The sequence below is a fragment of the Mesorhizobium sp. M1169 genome, assembly GCF_040318345.1.
Classification (GTDB): Bacteria; Pseudomonadota; Alphaproteobacteria; order Rhizobiales; family Rhizobiaceae; genus Mesorhizobium.
The window spans coordinates 21,493-43,810 of record NZ_JAMYME010000049.1; the positions used below are offsets into that span (position 1 = coordinate 21,493).

A 22,318-nucleotide genomic window follows, 5' to 3' on the forward strand; every position below is an offset into this window, starting at 1 on the left:
ACGACAGCCGGATCGGCCACATCGACGTATTGCCGAATTTTTGAAATCTTGGGACGGCATCCTACGCGTCACGGTCGCTGGCCCTGCGCATCGATCATGGACTTGCTCCAATCCTCGATGAAGCGGCGGCGCAACGCCTCGTCCTGTACGGCAAGTAACGCAGGGCCGATGCGTATGGCGCGCGCGATACCAGACTCCCCAAGTTTTTCCGGGCCGTCCGCTCCCTCAGGCAATTGCCCGTTCTCGGCAAAGAAGAAGGCGCTATCCCTGGCAACCTTCTGTCCTCGGGCTGACAGAAGGTAGTCGAGAAATCGTTTGGCAACGCCCATATTCGGCGCCGTCTTCGGAATGAGCGCGCCACGACTGAGTATCAGCGCATAGTCCCGCGGGACAACGACCCTCAAATCGGAATTGCCCCTGGCCGCGGCGTAGGCATATGACCCGATCATATTGTAGCCTATATACAGGCTCCCGTTTGCAACGTCCTGAAGGGTCTCCGCGGTGCAACAACGCACCACAGTTTCCGCTCGGCTCATGCTTTCCAGAAGCCGACCGTAGACCGCCGTCGTCTGCCGCGCATCACTGAACGCCAATAGGTAGCCGATGCCCGAAAGTCGGATGTCGAACGTTCCGACCCGTCCGCGATAAAAATCGATCCGCCGCCTGAGAAGATCGGCGAGTTCGATGTGGGTGCGCGGTACGTCGCCGGACGGCACGAGGCGGGCATTATAGACGAAGACGGCCGGTTCGTAGGTAAAGCCGAATACCTCGTCGCGCCAGTTTGCCCAATTGGCGACATGCGCGGTTTCGGCCGACACGTGCGGCGCCGCGCAGCCGTCATTGGCGAGCTTCACGAGTTGGTCGACCGACGGAGACAACAAGATGTCGCCCAGCACCGCGTCCGTCCGACAGGCTTCACTGGCACTCCTTTGCAAGTCGTTGGTGACATATTCAACATACTCGACGGCCACGTTGGGGAAAACGGACTGAAAATCCCGGATCAGTGGTTCCATAGCCGCCAGATCGGTCGCGGCGTGGATCGACAGTCGGTCCTTCTCCGGCTGAGACGAAGGGAAAAATGCGCTGCTTCCTTCAGCAGCTCTTGCCGCGTGACCGATGCATAGGAGGACGGCAGCCATCAAACCGAATGTCGGCAATGTTCCCGTTATCATCCGGTCTTCTCCGTGGCGATGGGCAACGTCAAGGTGACGGTGAACCCTTGCGTGCCCTTCCCGCCATCCTTGCTTGTCTCGCGAAAGGTCAGCGCGCCACCGTGAGCCGCCGCAACCTCCGACGCGATGGCGAAACCAAGACCTGCGCTGCCGTCATGAGATTTGGACGTTTCGAAGCGCTGCGTGACCCGCTCCCACTCGCCCGGCGGAATGCCCGGTCCGTCATCTTCGACCTCGAGATGGGCACGCGTACCGTCCCTGCGTACTCTGACCTCAAGGCGCGACACCACTCCATGACGCAAGGCATTGTCGATGATATTGACGATCGCTTCGCGAAGGCTGACGGCGTCCGCAAGCACGACCGGCTCGTCGTCAGGCGCCTCGAAGGAGACGATAATGTCCGGATCGATAGTTATCGGAACCGCCGCACGGAAAGCGCGCCGTGCGACATCTGCCAGACCGTGCGGCTGAAGCTGCACGGAATCGGCACGATGGATGACCATGGCGTGGCTGAGCAACTGGTTGGTCAGGCGCGCAAGTTCGCTGGCGCGCTGCTGTACGCGATCGAGATGCTGGCGGCTCGACTTGTCCAGCTTGGCTTGACTCAACAGATCGAGCTGCGCCGTTAGCGCTGTCAGCGGCGTTCTGATCTGGTGCGCCGCGTCGGCGATGAAGCGCTGCAGGAGTTTCACGCGCTCGTCGAGCCGACTCATGAAATAATTGATGGAAGTAACGAAGGGCCGCAATTCTCTCGGTACGACGACCGTTACCGGCGTCAGGTCTTGTGGATCGCGACGGCGGAGCGTCGCTCCGAGATGCTTGACCGGTTGCAGAGAATAGCGAATAGCAATCATCGCTCCAGCCAATGCCAATATGCTCATGACCGCCAGGAGGACGGTCGCCCTGAGAGTCAATTCACCCGCGAGCGCGCGGCGGGCTTCCGTGGTCTGCCCAACGATGACATGCGCCCAACCGGATACGGCTGGATCGGACAGTGCGCGCGCCACCACCGCAATCCGAACCGGTTCGCCGCGATAATGCGCCGATTCCAATACCGGGACATCGTGTATTGCGGCCAGATCAACTTCTGTTTGCAGATCGGCATAACCTGTCAGCGTCGCGCCGGAAGGGCCGATCACGCGATAGAAGATGCGATCGCGGCTGGCGAGGCCCAGAAGTTCAAAAGCTGATACCGGCAGGTTGATGATGAGCGAACCGGATTCAACCGTAAGGCTGTCTGCCATCTGGATGGCCGCACCAAGCAGAAGCCGGTCATAGGCGTCATCGGCGGCGGTACGTGCGTAGTACGACGCCGCACTCACCAGAAGAGCCGCACCCAGGCCCAGCACCAGCGAGATGCGGACCGCCAGGCGCGTGAAAAGGGAAGGCTCAGCCGGTATCATCGGAAGCCAGCTGATATCCCACGCCCCGCACGGTAACGATCTGCGCCTTGGCGCCTTCCAGCTTCTTGCGCAGCCGCCCGACATAAAGTTCGATCGCGTTCTGATTGGCCGGCTCGTCAAACCCGAAAAGCTGATCGATAAGTTCATCTTTGCTGAAGACGCGGCCTGGCCGCGACGCCAGTATCTCAAGCAACGTCATCTCGCGTCGTTTCAATTGCACCTCGCGCCTGCCTACTCGCACTGAGCGGCTGCCGCGGTCGAGCACGACATCGCCACACTGTACGATGTTGGTCGCCTCGCCGCTTTTCCGCCGGAGCAGAACACGGGCGCGCGCTTCCAATTCCCGGAAATCGAACGGTTTGACCAGATAGTCGTCGGCGCCGAGATCAAGCGCGCCAACGCGGTCCTCTATCTCGGAACGGGCCGTCAACATCAGAACCGGGGTCGTATTCCTTGCCTGCCGGAGCCGTCGAACGATTTCGAACCCGTCGAGGCTGGGCAGCATGACGTCGAGGATGACGAGATCGTAGCAGGTGAAATCGAGGATCTCTGCGGCAGCACGGCCGTCCGTCTCCCAATCGACTGCGTGGCCGATCGTTTCGAAGCGGCGGCTGATAGCCTCGCCAACGTCGCGCGTGTCTTCGACGAGGAGAATTCGCATGCCGGAGCATTTGCACGGAAGCAGCCGCCTATCAAGCGTCACCTCTTTGCGGAGAGGCGCTTGACATCATCTGCAGATCACGCGTTGGCTTCAGCCCTGTTACCGTCAGCAGTTCAAGCTATCCAATCATTTGAGCTTTATCGACGGGCTGCGTGATGGCGTCTGCCTTCATGTGATCTGCGCATCCACGCCAAGAACGCGGCGCGTCGGTACATGACCCGCGCTGCAAGCCACGGCTGGACCACGCACTTTGCCGCATTCAACGTATTCGACCGCACCGTGATCAGTCGCTAGTAGATGCACCACCATCGCCATCAGGGGATTATGCTTCTGGCGATCGTGATGCTGACAGCGATTGCGCAATGCCATCATTTGCGCTTCAGAGACGTATCCAATTGCGTCATTAAGAGGATATCATGCCGACAGGCGATGGCAGTTTGAGCGACATTCTTGGTATCTTATCGGTTCTCCTACTCGTGGCCGCAAACGGCTTCTTTGTCGCCGCCGAGTTTTCCCTGGTCGCCGTGCGCCGAAGCCGAGTTGCCGAACTCGCTGCGGCTGGGCGGCTGAACGCGGCAGCGCTCCAGCGGGCCGTCGACAATCTCGATGCCAATCTGGCGGCGACCCAGCTCGGCATCACCATTTCATCGCTCGCGCTCGGCTGGATCGGCGAACCTGCTCTCGCGCATCTCGTCGAGCCTCTCTTGATCGGGCTGCTCGGGTCGTTGGCGACTGCGGGCTCACACACTGTCGCCGTCGCGATCGCTTTCATCATCATCACCGCGCTTCACATCGTGCTTGGCGAGCTCGCACCAAAGAGTCTGGCGCTCCAGCGCAGCGAAGACACTGCGCTCTGGGTCGTGCGTCCGCTCGGTCTGTTCCTCTTTCTGCTCAGGCCGGCGATTCTAATGCTGAATGGTCTCGGCAACCTCGTTCTGCGACTCTGCGGCCTGCGCCCGGGAACCGGTGAGGATTCATTGCACTCGCCAGACGAGCTGAAGCTTCTGATCTCGGCCAGTCAGGAAGGCGGGCTGTTGCAGCAGGCGCAGCGGGAGATGGTCGAGCGGGTCTTCAATATCGGCGAGCGCCGCATCAGTGACATCATGACGCCTCGGCCGGATATCGACTGGATCGACGTGAATGATGACCGAACCGAGATTCTTCGTACGATCCGCGATTGCCGCCATGAGCAGCTCCTTGTCGGCAAGGGCGGTATCGATGAACTGCTCGGCATGGTTCTGAAGAAGGACATGCTCGACCAGGTTCTTGACGGGCAGGTTCTCGATCCGATGGCGATCATCCGTGAGCCGCTCGTCGTTCATGAATCAACGCCGATTTTCAAAGTGCTGGAGCAGTTCAGGAAGGCGCCCGTCCGCATAGCAATGGTCCTCGACGAGTACGGAAGTCTGGAAGGAATTGTTACCCAGACCGATTTGCTCGAAGCCATCGCCGGCGACCTGCCCAACATCGAAGGCGAAGAGCCGGATATCGTCGAGCGTGAAGACGGCTCCCTTCTCGTGGATGGTATGATGTCGGCCCAGGACGCGTTCGATCGCCTTGGTTTTCGAGCACGGCCAACTGAAGGCGACTTCCATACGATCGCAGGATTTGCCCTGTTTCGACTAGGGCATCTGCCTGAGATCGGGGAACATTTTGATTATGGCGGCTGGCACTTCGAGATCGTGGACATGGATGGCCGGCGGATCGACAAACTGCTCGCACGAAGGAACTCTCCCACGGGGCGGCAAGAAACATCGGAGTAAGAATGCCCGGATTCCTGCAAGACAGGCGTCGTCATTTTCATTTTTGCGTGGTTGCTCGGCGGGGCCCTTCCTTTATCCCGCAAACCCGGCAGTCGTGGTGGTGATTCTGCCGTTAGTCATGATGACGCGACAGTTGGTTGCCTGCGTGGCTCCCTTCCCTGATGGCCTTTGGAACGGCTTGGGCTACCGGACGGATGGGTTTCGCCTGTATTAAAAAAACTCGCCAACTTGTCCAAAGTGTCAACGGAGCATTGCCCTTGCCTTATCGCCGCTTGGAGTGTGATCGGCAATCGTGGTATCGCAATGCCGGGAGGCGACGATGCGTGTCATTTTCCGATGTGATCCAATGTTGGTCGAGCATTTGCCACGCCCGATCCTCGCGCGCGGCGCGTTGCCGGATTGGCTGCGCACAATGCCCGCTACTTCCTTTTCGGCGATCCACGGCCGCGACATTCGCACGCTCAAGCAGTGCCCGCCCGTTATCGATGCGATGACCTATGGCTTCATGATCCTCCTGCCGTGCGACGTCATCGCCGACAAAGGGACCTTTTCCTAGGACTGGCAGATTCCGGACCCGGTCACCGGGAACCACCCCCGAGCGCCTTTGAGCTTCCACACGCCGGGGCAACTCGCAGGCAGCCCGTTTGCCACTCCCGGTCAGGCCGCCCTCAAATTCAACAGCTTCTGGACCATACAGGTCGAGGACGGCTGGTCGCTGTTCGCGACGCATCCGGTCAATCGCGACGATCTGCCCTTCAGGCTGGTGACGGGCCTGGTGGATTCCGACCGGTTCAACGATGGAGGCATTAATTTCCCGGCGGTCTGGACTGAGCCCGAGTTTTCTGGCTTGCTCAGGAAAGGAACCCCGGTCGCGCAGTGCTTTGCGGTTCCACGGGTTGAGCCGCAGCTGGAATACGAGGTGTTCGATGAAAAGCGGCAGGCATCGTATGCGCAGACGGTCGCCGATGTCCTGTCAACGCCCGGTGTGTACCGCAAGCGGTTTCGCGCCAGGCGGGGACGCTCCACCAGCGAGTGAGCGACGCAGCGCTTCCTCATCAAGCCATAGCCGGCCGCTGGACGCCGATGTGAGTGCCATGGCGATGACGCCGAACGTGGATGGGCGCAGACTGTAGGCAATCGAATACGCAGCCATGGCCCCGTCGAGGTCGCCGACTTCCTGCAGGACGACACCCAGATTGACGGCAGCTTCCGGGGCGTCCGGGCTCATCTTCAGCACCCGCCGATAGGCTTGAGCGGCGCTGCCGAACTTGCGCATGTCCTGACGCACCAGCCCGAGGTCAAACCACGCAGCCGGATGCCCACCGCCGGCGACAGCGCGTTCGAGGAAGCCCTCCGCTTCGGCAGGCGCACCGCGTTGCCAGGCAAGGCGCCCGAGGCGCGCCGCTGCCTCCTAGGATTTCGGATCCCGCTGCAAGACAAGTGTCCAGCATTCGCGCGCGGCCGGGGCGTCGCCTGCCTGATCAAGGGTACGTGCTCGCTCGATGAGGATTTCCGCCTGCAATGATAGCTTGGCTGCGCGATCCAGCTGTTGCAACGCCGCTTCAAACCTGCCTTCGGCCCGGGCAATCCTGCATGCCAGAATCAAGGCAGGCACATTGTCCGGGCGAACGGCAAGGCTCGCTTCGATGCGCGCGCACGAGCCCCCGGCATGTCTGCCCTTGCGAACAGGAACGCCGCCAGAAGATGGCAAAGCGCTGGATCGCCCGGGTGCTGCCCCAGGCCCAATGCGCACAGATGCATCGCTTGGTCGTGATTACCGGAATTGAAAGCAGCCACCGCCCGGCGGATCAGATCGCCACTATCGCTTTGATTGTGCGCGTTGTTGCTCGGACGCTCACTGGCAGTCATGTCCTCAAGCGCCCGATGTCGATTCCAATCATGTTTGGCGGGGCCGCTTGCCATGAATCGAGCAGAGTAGCCGATTTGGAGCCTCGCTTGTCATCACGCTTAACCGCTTCCAAAGGCAAGAAGGCCACAATCCGCCCCAACTGCTGCTCCCGTGCCCTTGGGCACACACGCTCTAGTGACGACCATTCTATGAGCGCGCTTGTAAATATTGGCTACTCGCAAGGGATGTCCATAGGCGTTCGTCAAATTCCAGCAAAAGCGGTCTCATGTTGACCAGCTTTTCCGGTGTAAATCTGGTCAGCGGTCCAGAAACAGCCAGCGCTCCGGCCAAGCCCTCGCTGCCTGAAAAAACCGGTACGGCCATCGTCGCTGTTTCAGAATCTCCCTCCCCGAGCGATACAAACGGAATCTTCGCCATAAGAGCTATTCGCATTCTAGGCTTAGCGAGACTAAACCGAGCAAGCACTTGGCCAGCTGCATGATGGTCAAGCGAAAGCACATCGCCCTCTCGGATTTGATCCCGGATCAAATGGCGACAGTCTGCACGAAACAGGCAAATGCTGCGATTTCCCTCCTTTCGAAAAAACGATGCGCTTTCATTCGCCCGTTCAACAAGGCTCAAAAGGAGAGGCCGAACGAAGGCCTCCATCTTAAAACGACGACGGTAGAATGAGCCCAATATCATCGGCGTAGGGCCGGCAGCAAAGCGCTTGTCCGCCATGCGAACAATGTAGCCACTCCGGACAAGGGATTCCGTTAACCGAAGGATCGTGCTTTTGTAGAGGCCTGGTCTAGAAGAAATCTCGGCCAAGCTTAAACCTTCGTCGCGCTCTGTGAAGCACCCGAGGATCGAAAGCGCGCGATCGACAGCTTCAACCCCTCCCGCTCTTGTGTCTGCTTGGAGCCTGCCGGACATAATGTAGGGAGCACAACACTGGCGCGTCGGTTGCGGCAGGCTGCGTTACAGCTTCGCTAGGCATCCAGGTTTGGCCGGTATCCGGATTCAGGAAGGATGATCGCAGAACGCGGATCTCCAGATGTCAAACCCCGATGGTCCCCGGCGCGGATCGTGAACAGCGGAGTTTCCGCCACATCCTCGGCTGCCGCTACTGTCAAAACAATGCTTGCGGGCGCCACTGCGCTCATGGCAACAAACGGGCTAATCTTTGTTGACATTTCTCGTCATCGATGCCTGCCATTATAGCCACGACCGTTCAGGACGGAATCGATGCGGCGCAAGATCGCCTTGGAATATCGAGGTAGGCGATAGCGAACCTCGGTCGTCTGAGTATTTTGGCGGGCTGAACTAGGAGGCTTGAGGTGTGTAACACGCGTTGGGCCATTGGTCGCTCGACAGCGGCCGAAATCATGGAGCTGAGGTTTGATGAATAAGATTGCCTTACTTCCTCTGGTGACGTATCCGGAAGCGAATTCCACCAAAATCGCCTTAAACGCAATCGCGGTGGTCAAGCACATTGGCGCGGCGCTTCACGCATTAACGATCAATGTCGATATCCCGGGTATTTCCAACCCGGTGTCGAGATACTTGATCAACCTTCCCGAAATGATCCGGGAGACAGAAGCGACCAGCCGCAAGCACGGGCTCGATTTGCTGGAGGCATTGAAAGCTGAAGCGGCACGTGTCGGATCGTCCCTGACAACCGAGGAGATTGCTGTTCAGCCGGCATCTGTCAGCGATGTTGCGGCAGTGAAGTCACGCTATTTCGATTTTGCTTTGATTGGGTTGGAGCCAAATAACCAGACTGCGCGCATGACCGTTGACGCGGTTCTGTTTGGTTCGGGCCGACCGACCATAATTCTGCCGGAAAGCGCAAATGTTGGTGCAATCGATCATGTTATCATCGCTTGGGATGGGAGTCGCGTTGCGGCCCGGGCCGTTGCCGACGCGTATGAGTTTCTGCAATGTGCGGCAAAGATAACCGTACTGACGGTGACAATCGAAAAGCCGCTGCGCGATATTGGCGAAAGCCTTGCTTTAAGCCTGAGAATGCGTGGCCTTCCCGCTGAGGGAGTCTCAATCGATACGGAAGATCGCCCCATTGGCGTTACGCTTCAGGAGCGCGCTGTCGGCATGGGCGCCGATCTGCTTGTCATGGGTGCGTACGGCCATTCCCGGATGAGAGATTTTGTCGTGGGTGGCGCAACCAAGGGCGTTCTGGGCGATCTGCGCCTGCCTGTCCTTTTGTCGCACTAGAAATCTGCAAATCTGGCCTCGAGTAGCGGCGGCAAGTTGGCTCCTACGGTTGCGCCAGCGGCATCAAAGGAACCAGCTACGAGTTCAAGACGAAACCGTGCCTAATTCTCTTGAGTTGCGGATTGTTTCGCCTTCGAAATTCGAATTCGAACTGAACTGGGGAGCATACCCGTTCGCGCCGCCTACGATTGATTCCTGCCCTTGCCAGAGGCAGACAATGACGGTCCGCCTTTGGTGCCCATCAAATCCACGCCTGCAGCCATTTGAGGCCGAAGGCGCCGGGAGCCAGAATACCTGTGGCCCAGACGAAGGCTGAGGTGATGTTGGCAATCTGAAACGTCAAGGCGGGCATCTTACAGATGCCCGCCGCCAATGGCACGGATGCGCGCAAAGGACCGAAGAAGCGCCCAAAGAACACCCCGGCCACCCCCCATCGCTCGAAGAACAGGTGACCGCGCGGAATGAGGTTTGGATAACGTGACAGGGGCCAATAGTGCGAAACCCCGTTTCCCAACCGCGTGCCGATCCAGAAGGACAGCCAGTCCCCCAATGCCGCCCCAATGGCGGCGGCAAGCCACAGGGGCCAGAATGCGATACCGCTTTCGCCGATGAGAAAACCGACACCGATCAGGATCACGGTTGCAGGCAACAACAGAGAGATGAACGCCAGCGATTCCCCAAAGGCCAGCACGAGCACCAGCGGAACACCCCATGCTTCATGCGTCCGGATAAACGCGATCGTCGCTTGCGTGACCTCATCGAGGCTCATTCATCACTTTCCAATTCGCACCAAGCGTGACCGACGGTTGACATCTCACCATATCGGTCCCTCTGGCAAAGACCTGCCGCGCAGGAAACCGAAATCGTGCAGACGTGTAGCGGCCGAGCAACGCACACGGCGCAAGTAACCATTCAGAAGGATCTTCCTCCCGCTCTGATTGACAGAACCCACGGGATCGACCTTAACTCATTCTTAACAAAGGTGGTTGGGCGGGTCGGATGAGTTCCTCACGAGTGCGGTTGTGCGCACGGTTGGGCGGCGGTGCGGTCGTTGCAATCATTGCGATAATGTCCACGTGGTCGGCGGCGACGGCTTCACAGTCGATGCCGATCGGTGGCTTTACCTCGCAGCCGATCGGTCACTACGATTTCTGCAAATCCCATCGGGCCGAATGTGAGATCCGCTCACGCGACAATGGTCCGGAGCACATGACCGGAAAACTCTGGCGGCAGATTACGAGCGTTAACCTGACGGTCAACAACAACGTCAAGCCGATGAGCGATCTCGACCAGTACGGACAGGACGAATTCTGGGCTTATCCGGACAGTGGTTTCGGCGATTGCGAAGACTATGCGCTGGAAAAGCGTCGCCGTCTGATAAACCGCGGCATTCCTGTGTCGGATCTGCTGATGACGGTTGTTCGCAAGCCCGACGGCGAGGGTCATGCAGTGCTGACTGTTCGTACCGACACGGGCGACTTCATCCTCGACAACCTCACCGACACGGTGCGCCGCTGGGACCAGACCGGCTACCGCTTCCTGAAGAGGCAAACCGGCACCGACACGGGGCGCTGGGTCTCCCTCGATGGCGACAACCCGCTGGTCAGCGCAATCAAGTGACGGTAGTGTAACAGTTCACCCCAAAGTTGACGCCTTGCCGAAAGAGATCTCTGTGGCTGATGCGCAGCCTGCTCTTCGTCTTAGGTCGGAGTGTTCGTCGTTGTTAAGGCTTTGTGTCCGGCTTCGCCTGATTGCTGCTCGCCCCCTTCGACGAGCACACTCAATGGTGCTGTCGCCTCCGGGCAGCCGCTCTGAATTTTTTTCCATGACGAAATGTTGAGAACCATGTCGCATTGCGCGAGTTCCGGTCCAGACGGCAATTGCAGACAGGCGAATTCACCGTGATGGAACGTCCGGCCGTTGGCGAGGCACTGACATTCTGCCCGCGCGGGCGTTGCAACAAGCGCCACGAAAACCAGGATGCAAGAGGCATGGAACGTCCTCATGCGAAATCATAGCACGATCCGGAGCGGGCGCCAGATCGCCCAGCATGAGCTACAGCGCCGTGATGATGACCAACGCAATCGCGACCGCGGTGGCATGGGAACCGGCGTTGGCGAGCGAGCCCGGGAGGCCACTCAGCAGAGGCTCGATCAGATGCACAGATCAGCACCCGTCGCCGGCCGCTCCGGCGCCCGTGAGCAGTAGCGCCATTAGTGCGGCGAGAACTCGGACGCTCCGCCTCGCCCAATTTCGACCCTCTCACGCCCTCGGCAACGCAACCCTGGATGAGGACCGGGTCATTCCACACGCAAATAACCGGTCAGGCCGCTCTTCTGATGTTCAATGACGTGGCAATGGAATGCCCAATTACCCGGATTGTCAGCGACCAACGCCACTTCCATCACTTCTTGCGATTTAAGAAGGGCCGTATCTGTTACAAGCGACGCAATTTTGCGCTTGTCGGAGCGTAGCAGACGGAAAGACATACCGTGCAAATGGATCGGATGATCGTTCGGCGTTTCGTTGCGAAGGCGCAGAACATAGCTTTTGCCTCGTTTTAGAGCCGCGAGCGGATCAACTGGCCCCGGCGCGTCCCCTCGCCAGGCGACGCGGTTGATCGACCAGAAGGTGTAGCCGAGCGTGCCGCAAACACCCGGCGCCGGCGCATCACCATTGGGCGACCAGCCAAAGACAAAGTCCATTGTCTCGGGATCGGCAAGATCCGGCTCCGGTACGCGATTCGGCCGCAGCGGCTTGAGTTCGCCAAGCGTCCGCCCCGCGCTGGCGCCGATAGGCCGGAATCGGACGAGAACGCGAGGTCCCTTGGCTGTTCTGAGATTCAGGCTGACGATCTCGTCTTCGCCATCAGGCACGCGGAGGGCGACATCGGCGCGCTGGCCGGGCGCGATGACAATGCCCCGAGGCGCAACAGGCTGCGGCAGCGGGTTGGCATCAAGAGCGATCACTTTGGCCGTTCCGCCATCGAGGTCATAAGTGCCGATACGGGTGACATCCGTGACTGCCAAACGCAGGCGCACAAGGCTGCCCGCTGGCAGATCGTAAATCGGGGTGACTTCCCAATTTACCGTCGAGACCGTACCCAGCGTGCCGCCGCGCGCAGCGTTGCGTGCCTTGAACAATTCGATGAACTGGCCGTCTTCGCCGAGACGGAAGTCGCGTATATTGAGCGGCAAATCCTGGTCGAAACCGGCATCTTCGTCATCTTCGACAACAAGCATGCCTGTCAGACCGCGGGCCATCTGATCGAGCGTGTTGCAATGCGGATGATACCAATAGGTGCCGGCATCCGGCGGTGTCAGAGTGTAACGGAAGCTTTCGCCCGCCGCGATGGGACGCTGGGTGAGATAAGGCACGCCGTCCATGGCATTGGCGATGCGCAATCCATGCCAGTGCACACTCGTCGCTTCATCGAGATCATTGACCACGTCTATGGAAAACGGCCTACCTCGCAATAAACGCAGAGTGGGCGGCGGCCCGCCCGCACCGAAACTCATCATCCCTTTGGTGACGGTGCCGGGCAAAATCGACCGACTGATCGCTGAAACCCGCAAGGTCAGATCGGCTGCTACGGCCCTGCCGGCAATCAGCCCGCCTGCAGCGCCGACAGCTACTGCTGCCGTGCCGCCCAGCAAGAATCCCCTGCGCGACATTCCCGACATGAAGCAGCCCTTTCAGTGGAGTATAGCGGACGTGGTGTTGTTGTCTCTTCGTTCACGAATTTCGAACCCTGGCAATGATTCAAGGTCAAGGTGGCGTAGTCTCCGAAGGACTTCAACTGAAGTTGGAGTTTCACTTGCTTTTTGATGATTGCCACACAACGTCGCACTGAGCCGCGAGGCGTCTACGTGGCAGCTCTCGCCGAACGGCGTGTTGTGGGTGTAGCGTGCCCGATTGGCAGGAGTTACGACGCAAGCTATCCCCTTGCCGGAAATGGGCTCGCCTGAAATAGCACATTTGAAGCGGCCACCGTCTCTTAAACGCCCATAAACGCAAACGCCCATAGACGCTCATCACTCGTCAGCGCTCTATCTCGGCCCATTTCTGCTCGCCGCAGGATCGGTGCAAATACGGTCATCCAATTTCAATAACGGAACCCTGTAATGCTGCCGTCACATACGGTGGCTAGGCGGATGCAGGGCGCCCTGCCCGTCCAACCTCTGGAGACAACCATGCGCGCTTTGCCGACTGTCATGGCGCTTGCGGCCCTGCTGGGCACGCAGCCCGCTTTCGCCGAATTCGTCACAGCTTTCGATTTTCCGCAGCCGAAAGACACCAGCGAATTTTACACGGTTATCGAGATTCCGGCGGGAAGCATCACCAAATATGAGATCGATGCCGAGACAGGCCATGTCGTCGTCGATCGATATCAGTCCATGCCGGTCGTCTATCCGGCCAACTATGGTTCCGTTACCAGTTCGTTGGGCGGCGACGGCGACCCGTTGGATGCGCTTGTCTTCACCCGGGAACCCGTTGTGCCCGGTGCTCTGATCAAAGTCCGCGCCATCGGCGTGCTCAACATGGTCGACGGCGGCGAAGCGGATGACAAGATCATCGCTGTGCCGGCTACGGATATCGATCCGCAATATGACGGGGTCAAGACCATCGATGATCTTCCGGCCATCGAACGACAGCGCATCGAGGCATTCTTTCGAGTTTACAAGCAGCTACCTGAAGGCCGCAAGGCCGTTGAGCTGAACGGCTTTGGTGGCGCCAACGTCGCCATCGACATGGTTGGCAAAGCCATTGAAAGCTACCGGAACAAGAAGGACTGACAGGAAAGCAGAATCTCAACAGGAAGCTCATCCATAGGGCTGGTTCCTAGCGGTGTTGGAACACCGCTAGGGTATGCGTTGGGCTTGCGTCGCACTGTTGGATGCGCGCAAACTGCGCTTCGCTTTAGCTCCGGGCGTTTGCTGTTGATAAAGCCAAATCGTTGGCTTTATCTCCGCCTTCGCCTGGTTTCTGCTCGTCCCCTTTGACAGGCAAGCCAAACGGCGCCGTCGCCTCGGGGCATCCATCCTGAATTTTTTTCCATGACGAAATGTTGAGAACCATGTCGCACTGCGCGAGTTCAGGACCTGACGGCAATTGCAGACAAGCGATTTCGCCGTGATGGAAAATGTGGCCGTTGGCGAGGCACTGGCATTCGGCCCGCGCGGGCGTTGCAGCGAGCGCCGCGAAAACCAGAATGTAAGAGGCCGGGATCGTCCTCATGCGCAAGATCATAGCACGATCCGGAACTGTCGCTAGTGTGAACGCTTCACAAGTAACTCGGCGGAGAACTCGTACCGCGGGCGCTCACGATCCTCAATCGTCGTTCGCGTCGGGTTTTGCCCTGTTGTCCGTATTTTGTGGCCCGAATCAAAGGCACGGCCAAGCGACCAAAATGACCAGCAAATCCATCGGCATGCCGCGCCCAACGACACCTGCCAAACTGCCGGCATGCATGACGAGCAGCGTTGTTCGAACCGACGGCCGCGATGATGCGCGACACGTTCAGGTTGAGGGAATGCGCGGGTCCTGAACGAGATAGAGCCGCGCAGTCGGCGTGAAATCAGTCACCAGGAATGAGAACGAAACCGTGCTCAGCGGATCGACCTCGCCTTTCCGGAACAGAAGATGGTCATAAGGTTCGAATTCACGACTGAATTCGGCGAAACTATCGGACCGAATTGCATCCGTTTCGCGGCGCGCCTGGTCGAACGAAAGCCCGTCGCTGGAATCGCTTGGCTGGTTGAGAATCTCCTGCAACTCGAACTCGAATTCGACCCAGGCGTGACCGCTGTTGTTGAGGGCAACGATCCTTAGGGAAATGAACCCGGTGGCATAGTTGCCGGAGGCACCGAATGGCTGAACCGGCCGGATGGCGCGTATGGTGAGGGTTACCGGGCTTGCCGACTCGAGTTCCTCGGTGATCACGACGGGATCGGCCCTTGTTCCGGCTCCCGAAGCGGCAATGATCCGGAATCCGCCGAGTTCGTCGGAAAAGGAGTAGGCGCCTGCTTCAAATATTCTGGGCCTTGTGCCATCGGCTCCAGCGAGGAGTCCGCTTGCTGCGAGCACGGTTGCGAATATCCCTACCAGACGTGCGCCTGATATTCGGGTTGACGAGTGGTGCCACATGGCTCGAAGTATGAACGACATTCCCGCGGCCGCATACTGGAATGGCTCAGGCGAGAGGCTATGATGGTTGGATTTGGCGCCGTAGGTCGAGGCATTCAACCGGATCGGTCGCCACAAACCAGCGGAGAGGTTGTCGCTGCCGGCGATTGCGCGAGAGGACGTACCGATGTTCGGACTTGGCATGACCCACCTGTTGGTTATCTTCGTGGTGGCGCTGGTTGTTTTCGGCCCGGAGGAGCTTCCAAAAGTCATGCGATCGGCGGGGGCAATGATGAAGACATTCAATCGGATTGCGGGCGATTTTCGAAAGCAGTTTGACGACGCCGTACGTCAAGCCGAGAAGGAACTCGACCTGCAGGAAACCCGCTCGATGCTTCAGAATGCGATGGAGGACGTGCCGCGAAGCGCTGACAAGGCCATAGTAGGGAAGGACAGCAATCTCGATCCGGCCGCTGAGCGGGGCGCAGAATCTGAACTGACATCGGTCACGGCCAAGGATGCGAGGTTTAATGCCGAAACGTCATCAAACCAGTGATCGGGCAGAAGAGCAGTCGCCCATCGGAACCATCGCGAGGCTCCCAGCCGCTCCACCTTCACCGTTTCGGTTTCGCCGACTGCGCGCCGGGACTCAAAACCTCATCTCGGGCATTCCCCTCGCTGTAAAATCCCTTCACAGGTTACCATTGTTCCACCACTGCCGTGCTGCAGCCGTGCTCTGTTTGACAATCGCGTTGCTGACTGCGGCGGTCACCGACGTCGGCTCCGCTTCAGCGCATCGCAACGCGCTCTGGCAGGTTGTGCAGACCTGCGCTCTTGCCGCAGCGCATCTTGGCAGCGCTTTCCCCTGCGAGGAAGTGATCCTGCCCAGGCAGGGCGTGCCTGGATCAGCTCTCATTAAATCACCCCGATACCGGACCGAGTTTCTGTTGACGCCACTTACGGCTGTTGCCGGCCTTGAAAGCCCGTCTGTCCGTTGGCAGGGCAGTTCCCAACTCTGGAATCGGGCATGGAAAGCACGAAGCAAGGTCTCGGCGAGCCTCGGACGTCACCTTCCACGAACGGCCATCGCCATGGCTGTGAATTCCAGGACTGAGCGATCCCAGGATCAGTTCCACATCCATATCGATTGCGTTGCGGTGTCGGTGGAAAAGAAACTTGTCCTGAAGGGGCCGAAGGTGGAAGGTCCGTGGCAGCTTCTCCCTTTGGCTCTGATGGGGAAACGCTATTGGATCAAGGCAGTCGACAAGCCGGATTTGGAAACGACCAACGTAGTCGGCATCATCGCTTCCGGCCTGCCGCAGGCCCGGGGCGCCATGCATCACGTAAATGTCGTCGTCGTTGGCGCCGAACTCGCCGGCGCAAGACCGGGATTTTACATCCTGACCAATTGGGAAAGCTCAGCGGCCGAGCGCCTTTTGGATCACGACTGCACCTCGCGTTGAGCGCCCACGAGGCAACGGGCGAAGCAATGGCCGCACCCGGACACTCGACGGAAGTCTCAAAGCAGTCTTCGCGGAATGGTATCCGGGCATGGCAAACGACAATCCAAGACCCGATCAGCGCAGCAAAGCTGCGTGACCGCCCCACAGTTCCTCATGCTCTCCTATCTGCAGGCCCGCACCGGCTAACGTCGGCTCTTCGACGATCCGATGAAGCGACAGCCCGAGACGAGCTGCGCACCACGCAAAGGAAGTGCAATTGGCTGAAATCGGGTGGAGCGAGGCGGCGATCCTAGGAGTGGTTCAAGGACTGACGGAATTTCTTCCGATCTCCTCAAGCGCGCATTTGCGGATCGTTGGTGAATTCCTGCCACCGGCCGGCGATCCCGGCGCCGCATTTACCGCCATTACGCAGATCGGGACCGAGATCGCGGCCCTGATCTATTTCCGCCATGACATCATCTGCATCATCGCCACATGGCTGCGTTCCCTGGCCGGCCGCCGTGAACGGCTGGACCCGGATGCCCGCATGGGATGGCTGGTGATCATAGGGACCCTGCCGATCGGCATCCTAGGACTATTGCTGAAGAACCTGATCGAAGGTCCGGCCCGCAACCTCTATCTCACGGCAACCATGTTGATCGTCTTCGCGCTGGTTCTCGCGGCCGCCGACCGGCTGGGCGCCAAGCGCAAGGCTTTGCGCGATCTGGGCTGGCGGGACGGCCTTCTGTTCGGCGCCGCCCAGGCGATGGCCCTCATCCCGGGCGTTTCGCGATCGGGAGACACTATAAGCGCCGGACTGCTGATGGCTTACACGCGAGAGGCCGCCGCCAGGTATTCGTTCCTGCTGGCGATACTTGCCGTGCTCGCCTCAGGCTTCTTCCAGCTCTATGCGAGTTGGGGGGCAGACAGTCCGGTCGGCGCCGGTCCGACCGCGCTGGCCACCCTGCTGTCCTTCGCGGTCGGCTATGTCGCGATCGTGGGTTTTCTGAAGCTAGTCTCGACGCGCAGCTACATACCCTTCGTCTATTATCGGATCGGGCTCGGCGCCTCGATATTTCTGCTTCTTGGCGCCGGTCTCCTGTCAGCGTCCTGAGATTATTTCGTGCCGCTGACGAGAATGTTCTGTTGGGATTCGATCGCTTCCCAATGGCCGGAGTTGGATCGCGACTGGCGCTTCAGGTAGGTATATCCGGTGTCCGACCACAGCAGGACCTTCGGCTCCAGATTGTCGAGAATGAAGTCACCGGCGGTCGTGTTGACGCTCAGCATCGCGTGCCCCTCGCCGCTCGACTGCCTGACCACCGTTATCCAAAAGGTTTTGCGGGGGCACGCCCTGTCTCATCAGTTCGCGACGTTTTTCCAGCACGATGTCGTCGCAGTCGCCAAATCCCTTATAGGGATACTCCCATTTCTCATCGACACCGGGTATCTATGTCCGTCATGGCCATGATCGTCGTGTTGGCCCTGTTGTTGATTTCGATCAGCGTCTCACACAAGGAGCGGGTCAGTTCGACGGGCTTCGGGTCGCGCGTGACGATCGAGCAATCATCGCGATAGTTCCGACAGTATTCGTAATGACCGATCGCTGCGTTGTCCGTCCGTTTGTTCGCATGAATGTGAGCTGCCCTGCATTCGCCGAGCATGACCGATGACTTTTGCGATCGCTCGTAGGCGTCAACGTATCCGTAAACCACCGCGTCAAGCCAGTGAGCGACATGGAACACAATGGAGTTCCAGAATATTGGTCCTATCCTGACGATAATCTGGGTGATTGCGAGGATTATGCACTGGAAAATCGGCGAACGCTGATGCGAAAGGCCTTCGCGTCTCCAGTCTGCTCTTGACGGCAGTGCGCAAGTCCGATGGCGAAGGGCACGCTGTATTGGCGGTTCGAACCGACAAGGGCGATTTCATTCTCGATAATCTGACCAATAGGGTTCGTCCCTGGTACGAGACGAACTATCACTACCTGAAGCGCCAAGCGGAATACAACACGAGACGGTGGGTTTCCATCTTAAGCGAAGACAATCTTCTCGTCGGCGCGCTTAGGTAACGCGATGCCGAACATTTTTTCCAGCGTCCTTGCATCCGAACACCTTGCCGGCTCGCAAAACCTCCGCCTCTCTGTTATAGGCTCGAAAGCACACTGCCATGACCATATGACGGCACACCCTGCATCCCTTCACGGAGCCGGAGGCTGCCAACGGAGCCTCATGCCAACAGCCAAGCTGCAGCCCTTTTTGATGACGGTGACGATCGTTGCACCTTGTGTCGGAACGGCCCCAGCCGTGGCGCAGACTGTCACAGTCGTCCCGACGGGCAATCGTCTTGCCGAGCAACCGGTGATCCCAAGAGCGTCCGCGCTTCGTTCCAAGGCATTCAACACGACGTACGAGGAGAAGTATCGGGCCATAACCGCCTTGATACGGGACGACCGCAAGCTCGTCGGCAAGATCAGGAAGGCGGCGCTCGCCTATGGCATCGATCCGATCCACATCGTCGCGGCTCTCGTCGGAGAGCACACCTACAATATCAGCGTGGTCGACTCGGTTCAGACCTATTACGTCAAGGCGCTCGCCTATGCCGATCTGAAGTTCTCCTTCAGCTACAGGGGCACTCCGGTCCAGTCATTCGTCCAGCGGCCCGAATTCGCATCCTGCGCTTCTCTCGAAAGCAGCGCGCTGATTTGGAGCTGCCGTGACCAGGTCTGGGAAGAGACATTCCGGGGTCGCAAGGTCGATGGCGTCGACTACGAACCCATCACGTTCCAGCGGGCCTTCTTCCAACCCTTCTATGCGGGGCAGACCTTCGGCCTGGGACAGATAAGCCCGCTTGCAGCCCTGCAGGTCACAGACATGGTCAGCCGGGTCAGCAAGCTTCCCCGATTGTCGCCCGATCGCCCGCAGGCGATCTATCGCGACGTCATGGATCCTGATCGCAGTCTTGTTTACATCGCCGCGATCATCCGGGATTCGATCGATGCCTATCGGGAACAGGGGTTCGATATATCCGGTAATCCCGGAATCACCGCCACGCTCTACAATGTTGGCCAGCCGCGCAGACGTGCACGTGAGTTGAGGCAAGCCGTGACCGACAAGACCGGCCGCACCCTGCCCGTCGAGAACTATTACGGCTGGCTCATCAACGACAGGCTCGAAGAACTCAAGGCGCTTCTCACCGATGGCACGAAATGATCGTGGTTGGTGGCCGGACACTCGCGAACCTGCGTCGGATGGCAGGACAGATTTATGCCGGAAAAGCTGGCTGTCATGAGACCAATTCCGCTTGCATTTGGCGAACATCTATCGACATCAGATGGAAGCAAACAGTGCACTCAAGCGAACTCATAAAGCGCGCCGGAATTGCCGGTCGCGTGCAAGATGGCCAAGCGAGGTATCGTGTGTCGATTACCATGCGGCTCCAAACTGAGAATGGCTTACCCAGCGCGACGTTCTGAAAATCACATATTTGAAAGACAAGGTGGCGTTTGGCATGCGCCTCTACGGCTTGACTGACTGAGGGGGTGACATCGCCATGCTTGATCCGATCGTGAATTTCTTCACCCGGATTTTCCAGTGGATCGGCCGCGGCATCGGCTTAGCCATCGGCGTCATCCTGTGGCCGTTCGTGTGGGCCGGGCGTTGGTATACGCAGCGCGGCTGGATCCTGAAGGCAGTGGTCGGCCTGGCGCTGCTGATGCTGATCGGCCTCTACGCCAATTTCTTCTACGCCACCCAGTGGTGGAACAATTTCAACCCGAACTATCCCGACACCTATATATTCGAGAAGCGCAACCTGTCGGCCGGCGAGCAGGTCGCCGCCGGTGCCAGCACCGACGCCGCCAGGACCTGTGGCAATTCGGCGATCGCCCAGTTGGCGGCCGACCTGACCGACTTCAACGTCAACCAGAATGCCTGGGTGTCGTCGATGATCCTCTACAAGCTCGGCCTGTTCGGCATCGACTGGGACCACACGCCGTTCATGGACAACAAGGCGTCGTTCCAGCGCGGCATCAACCAGGCGGTGCGGCGCACGGCGACCGAGCTTGCCGACAATCTCGGCCGCGTGCGCACCACCTCGCAGATCGACGCCGACCTGCAGGACGCGCGCGGCAATCTGCAGTTCGATGAGGAAACCTGGTATTTCGGCCTGAACCCGTTCGGGCCGAAGACGCCGACGCCGAGCTACTATCGCGACGCGGTGCGCAAGCTGCGCGCCTTCAACGCCCGGCTGGAAACCTGCCAGACGGTGTTCGATGCCCGCGCTGACAATCTCAAGCAGTATATCGACCGCATCTCGTCCGACATCGGTTCGACCTCGGCGATCCTCAAGGAGCGCGCTGAGCACTACAACAATGGCTGGTTCGATTTCCGCGCCGACGATCGCTTCTGGTTCGCCTATGGCCAGCTCTATGCCTATTACGGGCTGATGAAAGGCGCCGAGGCCGATTTCGAGGACGTGATCAACGAAAAGCACCTGCAGAGCCTGTGGGACACGATGGACTCGCAGTTCGTCTCGGCGCTGCGCATCCAGCCCTTCATCATCGCCAATGGCCGCGAGGATGGCTGGCTGTTGCCGAATCACCTAACGACAATTGGCTTCTACATGTTGCGCGTGCGCTCGAACCTGGTCGAGATCAGCAACGTTCTTGCGCAGTAACTCGGTGGATGAAGCGCTCGAGGGCATCGAGGCATTGGGACCGGTAACTTCTCTGGGGTGAGCGCGGCCACGATTTGTTAGCGCCGACTGGGCCATCACCGTTACTTTGTTTAAGGCGGCGGCGATGGCGGTGGAATGGACGATCACGATCGAGAGCAGGAACGAATTCGGCGATGTCGAAACGAGGTCCGGATCGACAAAAGCGATGAGCGTCCGCGTGGCGGAGACCTTGACCTGTCGATCAAAGATGGCAAGAAGATCATGGCCGCCCTGCAAACAGTGGTCGCGACCTAGGAGGCGAAAACCTACACCCTGTTTCGACGGGTCTGTCCGGATTGCCACAATTTTCGGCCGGTCAAGGACTATACGACGCGTCGAATTCAAACGGTGTTCGGCACAGTGGAGGTTCGCAATCCCCGCTGGGTGTTGTGCCGGGATTGCCATCCAGGGATGGACGCCGCATCCAATGGTATCGAGGTTCCCGACCTGTTGAGGGAAGTGCATGAATGGACCGGCTTTGCGGATACCTTCACGCATGTTCGCACCGGCGACGTCCCAAGAGATGTCTCGGCCATGCTGGCCGGCGTACTGGCGGATGCGACCAACCTTGGTCCGAAACGGATGGCCAGCGCGTCCAAAGGCATCAGCGCTCACCAGATCAGTTGGATGAGAACCTTCCATGCACGGTCGGAGACCTACCGCGCGGCGCAGGCCTGCGTGACGGACGCCCACACCCGCCATCCGCATTCTCGCCTTTGGGGCAATGGCACGACGTCATCATCTGACGGCCAATTCTTCCGCGCGAGCGACCGAGCCGCAAAGCGCGGCGACATCAATCTGCATTACGGCAGCGAACCCGGCTCAAAGTTCTACAGCCACCTTTCCGATCAGTACGGCTACTTTGTAAGCGTCACGAGCACCGCACGACTGTCCTTGCTTGACAGAGGCAGGATTCAGATGCGGGCCGCTTTGACCCGCTTGGGCATG

26 protein-coding genes and 3 pseudogenes are annotated in these 22,318 nt (G+C 59.1%); 15 read left to right on the forward strand and 14 right to left on the reverse strand.

Annotation, left to right across the window (positions count from 1 at the left end; all coding sequences use genetic code 11):
• Positions 1–68: 68 nt before the first annotated feature.
• The 3 genes from NKH41_RS29775 to NKH41_RS29785 are packed head-to-tail and all read right to left on the reverse strand — an operon-like array spanning position 69 to position 3,236.
• The gene (locus NKH41_RS29775; RefSeq protein ID WP_352452015.1) at positions 69–1,172 is read right to left on the reverse strand and encodes an ABC transporter substrate-binding protein; all 1,104 of its coding nucleotides are present in this window, start codon (positions 1,170–1,172) and stop codon (positions 69–71) included.
• A complete protein-coding gene (locus tag NKH41_RS29780; RefSeq protein ID WP_352515813.1) occupies positions 1,169–2,521 on the reverse strand; it encodes a sensor histidine kinase in 1,353 nt (450 codons plus the stop codon). Before NKH41_RS29780 ends, NKH41_RS29775 begins: the two co-directional genes overlap by 4 nt.
• A gap of 40 nt (positions 2,522–2,561) precedes the next feature.
• Positions 2,562–3,236, reverse strand: a complete 675-nt coding sequence (locus NKH41_RS29785) for a response regulator transcription factor (RefSeq protein ID WP_023722098.1) — start codon at positions 3,234–3,236, stop codon at positions 2,562–2,564.
• Positions 3,237–3,652: 416 nt separating this feature from the next.
• Here NKH41_RS29785 and NKH41_RS29790 point away from each other — a divergent pair, with 416 nt between their 5' ends.
• The 3 genes from NKH41_RS29790 (at position 3,653) to NKH41_RS29800 (ending at position 6,035) form a co-directional block, all read left to right on the forward strand.
• Positions 3,653–4,999, forward strand: coding sequence for a hemolysin family protein (locus NKH41_RS29790; protein WP_352452012.1), 1,347 nt, complete (start codon positions 3,653–3,655; stop codon positions 4,997–4,999).
• Positions 5,000–5,348: 349 nt separating this feature from the next.
• Positions 5,349–5,555 carry a hypothetical protein gene (locus tag NKH41_RS29795; RefSeq protein ID WP_352491411.1) on the forward strand — a complete coding sequence of 69 codons (207 nt, stop codon included), beginning with the start codon at positions 5,349–5,351 and terminating at the stop codon, positions 5,553–5,555.
• 48 nt (positions 5,556–5,603) lie between these two features.
• Positions 5,604–6,035, forward strand: a complete 432-nt coding sequence (locus NKH41_RS29800; RefSeq protein ID WP_352452010.1) for a hypothetical protein — start codon at positions 5,604–5,606, stop codon at positions 6,033–6,035.
• On the opposite strand, the gene NKH41_RS29805 is transcribed toward NKH41_RS29800, so the two are convergent.
• The gene (locus NKH41_RS29805) at positions 5,973–6,275 is read right to left on the reverse strand and encodes a tetratricopeptide repeat protein (protein ID WP_352452009.1); all 303 of its coding nucleotides are present in this window, start codon (positions 6,273–6,275) and stop codon (positions 5,973–5,975) included. The two genes, NKH41_RS29800 and NKH41_RS29805, sit on opposite strands and share 63 nt — an antisense overlap.
• On the opposite strand from NKH41_RS29805, the gene NKH41_RS29810 reads away from it, so the two are divergent.
• Positions 6,249–6,524 carry a hypothetical protein gene (locus NKH41_RS29810; protein WP_352452076.1) on the forward strand — a complete coding sequence of 92 codons (276 nt, stop codon included), beginning with the start codon at positions 6,249–6,251 and terminating at the stop codon, positions 6,522–6,524. The genes NKH41_RS29805 and NKH41_RS29810 overlap by 27 nt on opposite strands.
• A 531-nt stretch (positions 6,525–7,055) precedes the next feature.
• Here the strand turns inward: NKH41_RS29810 and NKH41_RS29815 are convergent.
• Both NKH41_RS29815 and NKH41_RS29820 read right to left on the reverse strand, forming a co-directional pair.
• Entirely contained in the window at positions 7,056–7,589 is a 534-nt protein-coding gene (locus tag NKH41_RS29815) for an IclR family transcriptional regulator (RefSeq protein WP_352452075.1), read from the reverse strand.
• Positions 7,590–7,601: 12 nt separating this feature from the next.
• Positions 7,602–7,784: pseudogene (locus tag NKH41_RS29820) on the reverse strand (helix-turn-helix domain-containing protein); the annotation flags it as partial.
• 468 nt (positions 7,785–8,252) lie between these two features.
• Between NKH41_RS29820 and NKH41_RS29825 the strand changes: the two are divergent.
• Positions 8,253–9,083: a universal stress protein gene (locus NKH41_RS29825; RefSeq protein WP_352452007.1), complete on the forward strand. Its 831-nt coding sequence runs from the start codon at positions 8,253–8,255 to the stop codon at positions 9,081–9,083.
• Between the two features lie 241 nt (positions 9,084–9,324).
• Here NKH41_RS29825 and NKH41_RS29830 read toward each other — a convergent pair whose 3' ends face one another.
• Complete coding sequence (locus NKH41_RS29830) at positions 9,325–9,852, reverse strand: DedA family protein (RefSeq protein WP_352452006.1); 528 nt, start codon at positions 9,850–9,852, stop codon at positions 9,325–9,327.
• A gap of 230 nt (positions 9,853–10,082) precedes the next feature.
• Between NKH41_RS29830 and NKH41_RS29835 the strand changes: the two genes are divergently transcribed.
• Positions 10,083–10,703 carry a transglutaminase-like cysteine peptidase gene (locus tag NKH41_RS29835; protein WP_352452005.1) on the forward strand — a complete coding sequence of 207 codons (621 nt, stop codon included), beginning with the start codon at positions 10,083–10,085 and terminating at the stop codon, positions 10,701–10,703.
• A gap of 80 nt (positions 10,704–10,783) precedes the next feature.
• Here the strand turns inward: NKH41_RS29835 and NKH41_RS29840 are convergent, their stop codons facing one another.
• Positions 10,784–11,089: a hypothetical protein gene (locus NKH41_RS29840; RefSeq protein ID WP_352452004.1), complete on the reverse strand. Its 306-nt coding sequence runs from the start codon at positions 11,087–11,089 to the stop codon at positions 10,784–10,786.
• A gap of 294 nt (positions 11,090–11,383) precedes the next feature.
• A complete protein-coding gene (locus NKH41_RS29845; protein WP_352536450.1) occupies positions 11,384–12,739 on the reverse strand; it encodes a multicopper oxidase family protein in 1,356 nt (451 codons plus the stop codon).
• Positions 12,740–13,237: 498 nt separating this feature from the next.
• Here NKH41_RS29845 and NKH41_RS29850 point away from each other — a divergent pair, with 498 nt between their 5' ends.
• The gene (locus NKH41_RS29850; protein ID WP_352452002.1) at positions 13,238–13,879 is read left to right on the forward strand and encodes an inorganic diphosphatase; all 642 of its coding nucleotides are present in this window, start codon (positions 13,238–13,240) and stop codon (positions 13,877–13,879) included.
• A 124-nt stretch (positions 13,880–14,003) separates the two neighbouring features.
• On the opposite strand, the gene NKH41_RS29855 is transcribed toward NKH41_RS29850, so the two are convergent.
• Both NKH41_RS29855 and NKH41_RS29860 read right to left on the reverse strand, forming a co-directional pair.
• Positions 14,004–14,333, reverse strand: coding sequence for a hypothetical protein (locus NKH41_RS29855; protein ID WP_352452001.1), 330 nt, complete (start codon positions 14,331–14,333; stop codon positions 14,004–14,006).
• 270 nt (positions 14,334–14,603) lie between these two features.
• A complete protein-coding gene (locus NKH41_RS29860; RefSeq protein ID WP_352466345.1) occupies positions 14,604–15,230 on the reverse strand; it encodes a hypothetical protein in 627 nt (208 codons plus the stop codon).
• Between the two features lie 181 nt (positions 15,231–15,411).
• On the opposite strand from NKH41_RS29860, the gene NKH41_RS29865 reads away from it, so the two are divergent.
• The 3 genes from NKH41_RS29865 to NKH41_RS29875 all read left to right on the forward strand — a co-directional run bounded on the left by NKH41_RS29865 (position 15,412) and on the right by NKH41_RS29875 (position 17,765).
• Positions 15,412–15,765, forward strand: coding sequence for a Sec-independent protein translocase subunit TatA/TatB (locus NKH41_RS29865; RefSeq protein WP_352752648.1), 354 nt, complete (start codon positions 15,412–15,414; stop codon positions 15,763–15,765).
• The gene (locus tag NKH41_RS29870) at positions 15,740–16,672 is read left to right on the forward strand and encodes a CDP-diacylglycerol diphosphatase (RefSeq protein WP_352451999.1); all 933 of its coding nucleotides are present in this window, start codon (positions 15,740–15,742) and stop codon (positions 16,670–16,672) included. Before NKH41_RS29865 ends, NKH41_RS29870 begins: the two co-directional genes overlap by 26 nt.
• Before the next feature lie 265 nt (positions 16,673–16,937).
• Entirely contained in the window at positions 16,938–17,765 is an 828-nt protein-coding gene (locus NKH41_RS29875; RefSeq protein WP_352452071.1) for an undecaprenyl-diphosphate phosphatase, read from the forward strand.
• Between the two features lie 2 nt (positions 17,766–17,767).
• Here the strand turns inward: NKH41_RS29875 and NKH41_RS29880 are convergent, their stop codons facing one another.
• The 3 genes from NKH41_RS29880 to NKH41_RS29890 are packed head-to-tail and all read right to left on the reverse strand — an operon-like array spanning position 17,768 to position 18,396.
• The gene (locus NKH41_RS29880; protein WP_352451998.1) at positions 17,768–17,941 is read right to left on the reverse strand and encodes a transglutaminase-like cysteine peptidase; all 174 of its coding nucleotides are present in this window, start codon (positions 17,939–17,941) and stop codon (positions 17,768–17,770) included.
• A complete protein-coding gene (locus NKH41_RS29885) occupies positions 17,913–18,101 on the reverse strand; it encodes a transglutaminase-like cysteine peptidase (protein WP_352452070.1) in 189 nt (62 codons plus the stop codon). The genes NKH41_RS29880 and NKH41_RS29885 overlap by 29 nt, the downstream gene beginning before the upstream one ends.
• The gene (locus NKH41_RS29890) at positions 18,085–18,396 is read right to left on the reverse strand and encodes a transglutaminase-like cysteine peptidase (RefSeq protein WP_352451997.1); all 312 of its coding nucleotides are present in this window, start codon (positions 18,394–18,396) and stop codon (positions 18,085–18,087) included. The genes NKH41_RS29885 and NKH41_RS29890 overlap by 17 nt, the downstream gene beginning before the upstream one ends.
• Between NKH41_RS29890 and NKH41_RS29895 the strand changes: the two are divergent.
• The 5 genes and pseudogenes from NKH41_RS29895 to NKH41_RS29915 form a co-directional block, all read left to right on the forward strand.
• Positions 18,388–18,725, forward strand: a pseudogene (locus tag NKH41_RS29895) (transglutaminase-like cysteine peptidase). The gene NKH41_RS29890 and the pseudogene NKH41_RS29895 overlap by 9 nt on opposite strands.
• A gap of 190 nt (positions 18,726–18,915) precedes the next feature.
• Positions 18,916–19,866 (forward strand): DUF1402 family protein, encoded by a 951-nt coding sequence (locus tag NKH41_RS29900; RefSeq protein WP_502896191.1) that lies wholly within the window; start codon positions 18,916–18,918, stop codon positions 19,864–19,866.
• Positions 19,867–20,206: 340 nt separating this feature from the next.
• Positions 20,207–21,331 (forward strand): DUF2333 family protein, encoded by a 1,125-nt coding sequence (locus tag NKH41_RS29905; protein WP_352451995.1) that lies wholly within the window; start codon positions 20,207–20,209, stop codon positions 21,329–21,331.
• A gap of 135 nt (positions 21,332–21,466) precedes the next feature.
• Complete coding sequence (locus NKH41_RS29910) at positions 21,467–21,625, forward strand: hypothetical protein (protein WP_352451994.1); 159 nt, start codon at positions 21,467–21,469, stop codon at positions 21,623–21,625.
• A gap of 177 nt (positions 21,626–21,802) precedes the next feature.
• A pseudogene (locus tag NKH41_RS29915) lies at positions 21,803–22,318 on the forward strand (Tn3 family transposase); the annotation flags it as partial.

Bases quoted from the DNA above. Each gene is read 5' to 3' on its own strand.
- NKH41_RS29775 (WP_352452015.1), bottom strand. From the start codon at position 1,172: ATGATAACGGGAACATTGCCGACATTCGGTTTGATGGCTGCCGTCCTC.
- NKH41_RS29785 (WP_023722098.1), bottom strand. From the start codon at position 3,236: ATGCGAATTCTCCTCGTCGAAGACACGCGCGACGTTGGCGAGGCTATC.
- NKH41_RS29790 (WP_352452012.1), top strand. From the start codon at position 3,653: ATGCCGACAGGCGATGGCAGTTTGAGCGACATTCTTGGTATCTTATCG.
- NKH41_RS29805 (WP_352452009.1), bottom strand. From the start codon at position 6,275: ATGCGCAAGTTCGGCAGCGCCGCTCAAGCCTATCGGCGGGTGCTGAAG.
- NKH41_RS29815 (WP_352452075.1), bottom strand. From the start codon at position 7,589: ATGGCGGACAAGCGCTTTGCTGCCGGCCCTACGCCGATGATATTGGGC.
- NKH41_RS29825 (WP_352452007.1), top strand. From the start codon at position 8,253: ATGAATAAGATTGCCTTACTTCCTCTGGTGACGTATCCGGAAGCGAAT.
- NKH41_RS29830 (WP_352452006.1), bottom strand. From the start codon at position 9,852: ATGAGCCTCGATGAGGTCACGCAAGCGACGATCGCGTTTATCCGGACG.
- NKH41_RS29835 (WP_352452005.1), top strand. From the start codon at position 10,083: ATGAGTTCCTCACGAGTGCGGTTGTGCGCACGGTTGGGCGGCGGTGCG.
- NKH41_RS29840 (WP_352452004.1), bottom strand. From the start codon at position 11,089: ATGAGGACGTTCCATGCCTCTTGCATCCTGGTTTTCGTGGCGCTTGTT.
- NKH41_RS29850 (WP_352452002.1), top strand. From the start codon at position 13,238: ATGCAGGGCGCCCTGCCCGTCCAACCTCTGGAGACAACCATGCGCGCT.
- NKH41_RS29855 (WP_352452001.1), bottom strand. From the start codon at position 14,333: ATGATCTTGCGCATGAGGACGATCCCGGCCTCTTACATTCTGGTTTTC.
- NKH41_RS29860 (WP_352466345.1), bottom strand. From the start codon at position 15,230: ATGTGGCACCACTCGTCAACCCGAATATCAGGCGCACGTCTGGTAGGG.
- NKH41_RS29865 (WP_352752648.1), top strand. From the start codon at position 15,412: ATGACCCACCTGTTGGTTATCTTCGTGGTGGCGCTGGTTGTTTTCGGC.
- NKH41_RS29870 (WP_352451999.1), top strand. From the start codon at position 15,740: ATGCCGAAACGTCATCAAACCAGTGATCGGGCAGAAGAGCAGTCGCCC.
- NKH41_RS29880 (WP_352451998.1), bottom strand. From the start codon at position 17,941: ATGCTGAGCGTCAACACGACCGCCGGTGACTTCATTCTCGACAATCTG.
- NKH41_RS29900 (WP_502896191.1), top strand. From the start codon at position 18,916: ATGACGGTGACGATCGTTGCACCTTGTGTCGGAACGGCCCCAGCCGTG.
- NKH41_RS29905 (WP_352451995.1), top strand. From the start codon at position 20,207: ATGCTTGATCCGATCGTGAATTTCTTCACCCGGATTTTCCAGTGGATC.
- NKH41_RS29910 (WP_352451994.1), top strand. From the start codon at position 21,467: ATGGACGATCACGATCGAGAGCAGGAACGAATTCGGCGATGTCGAAAC.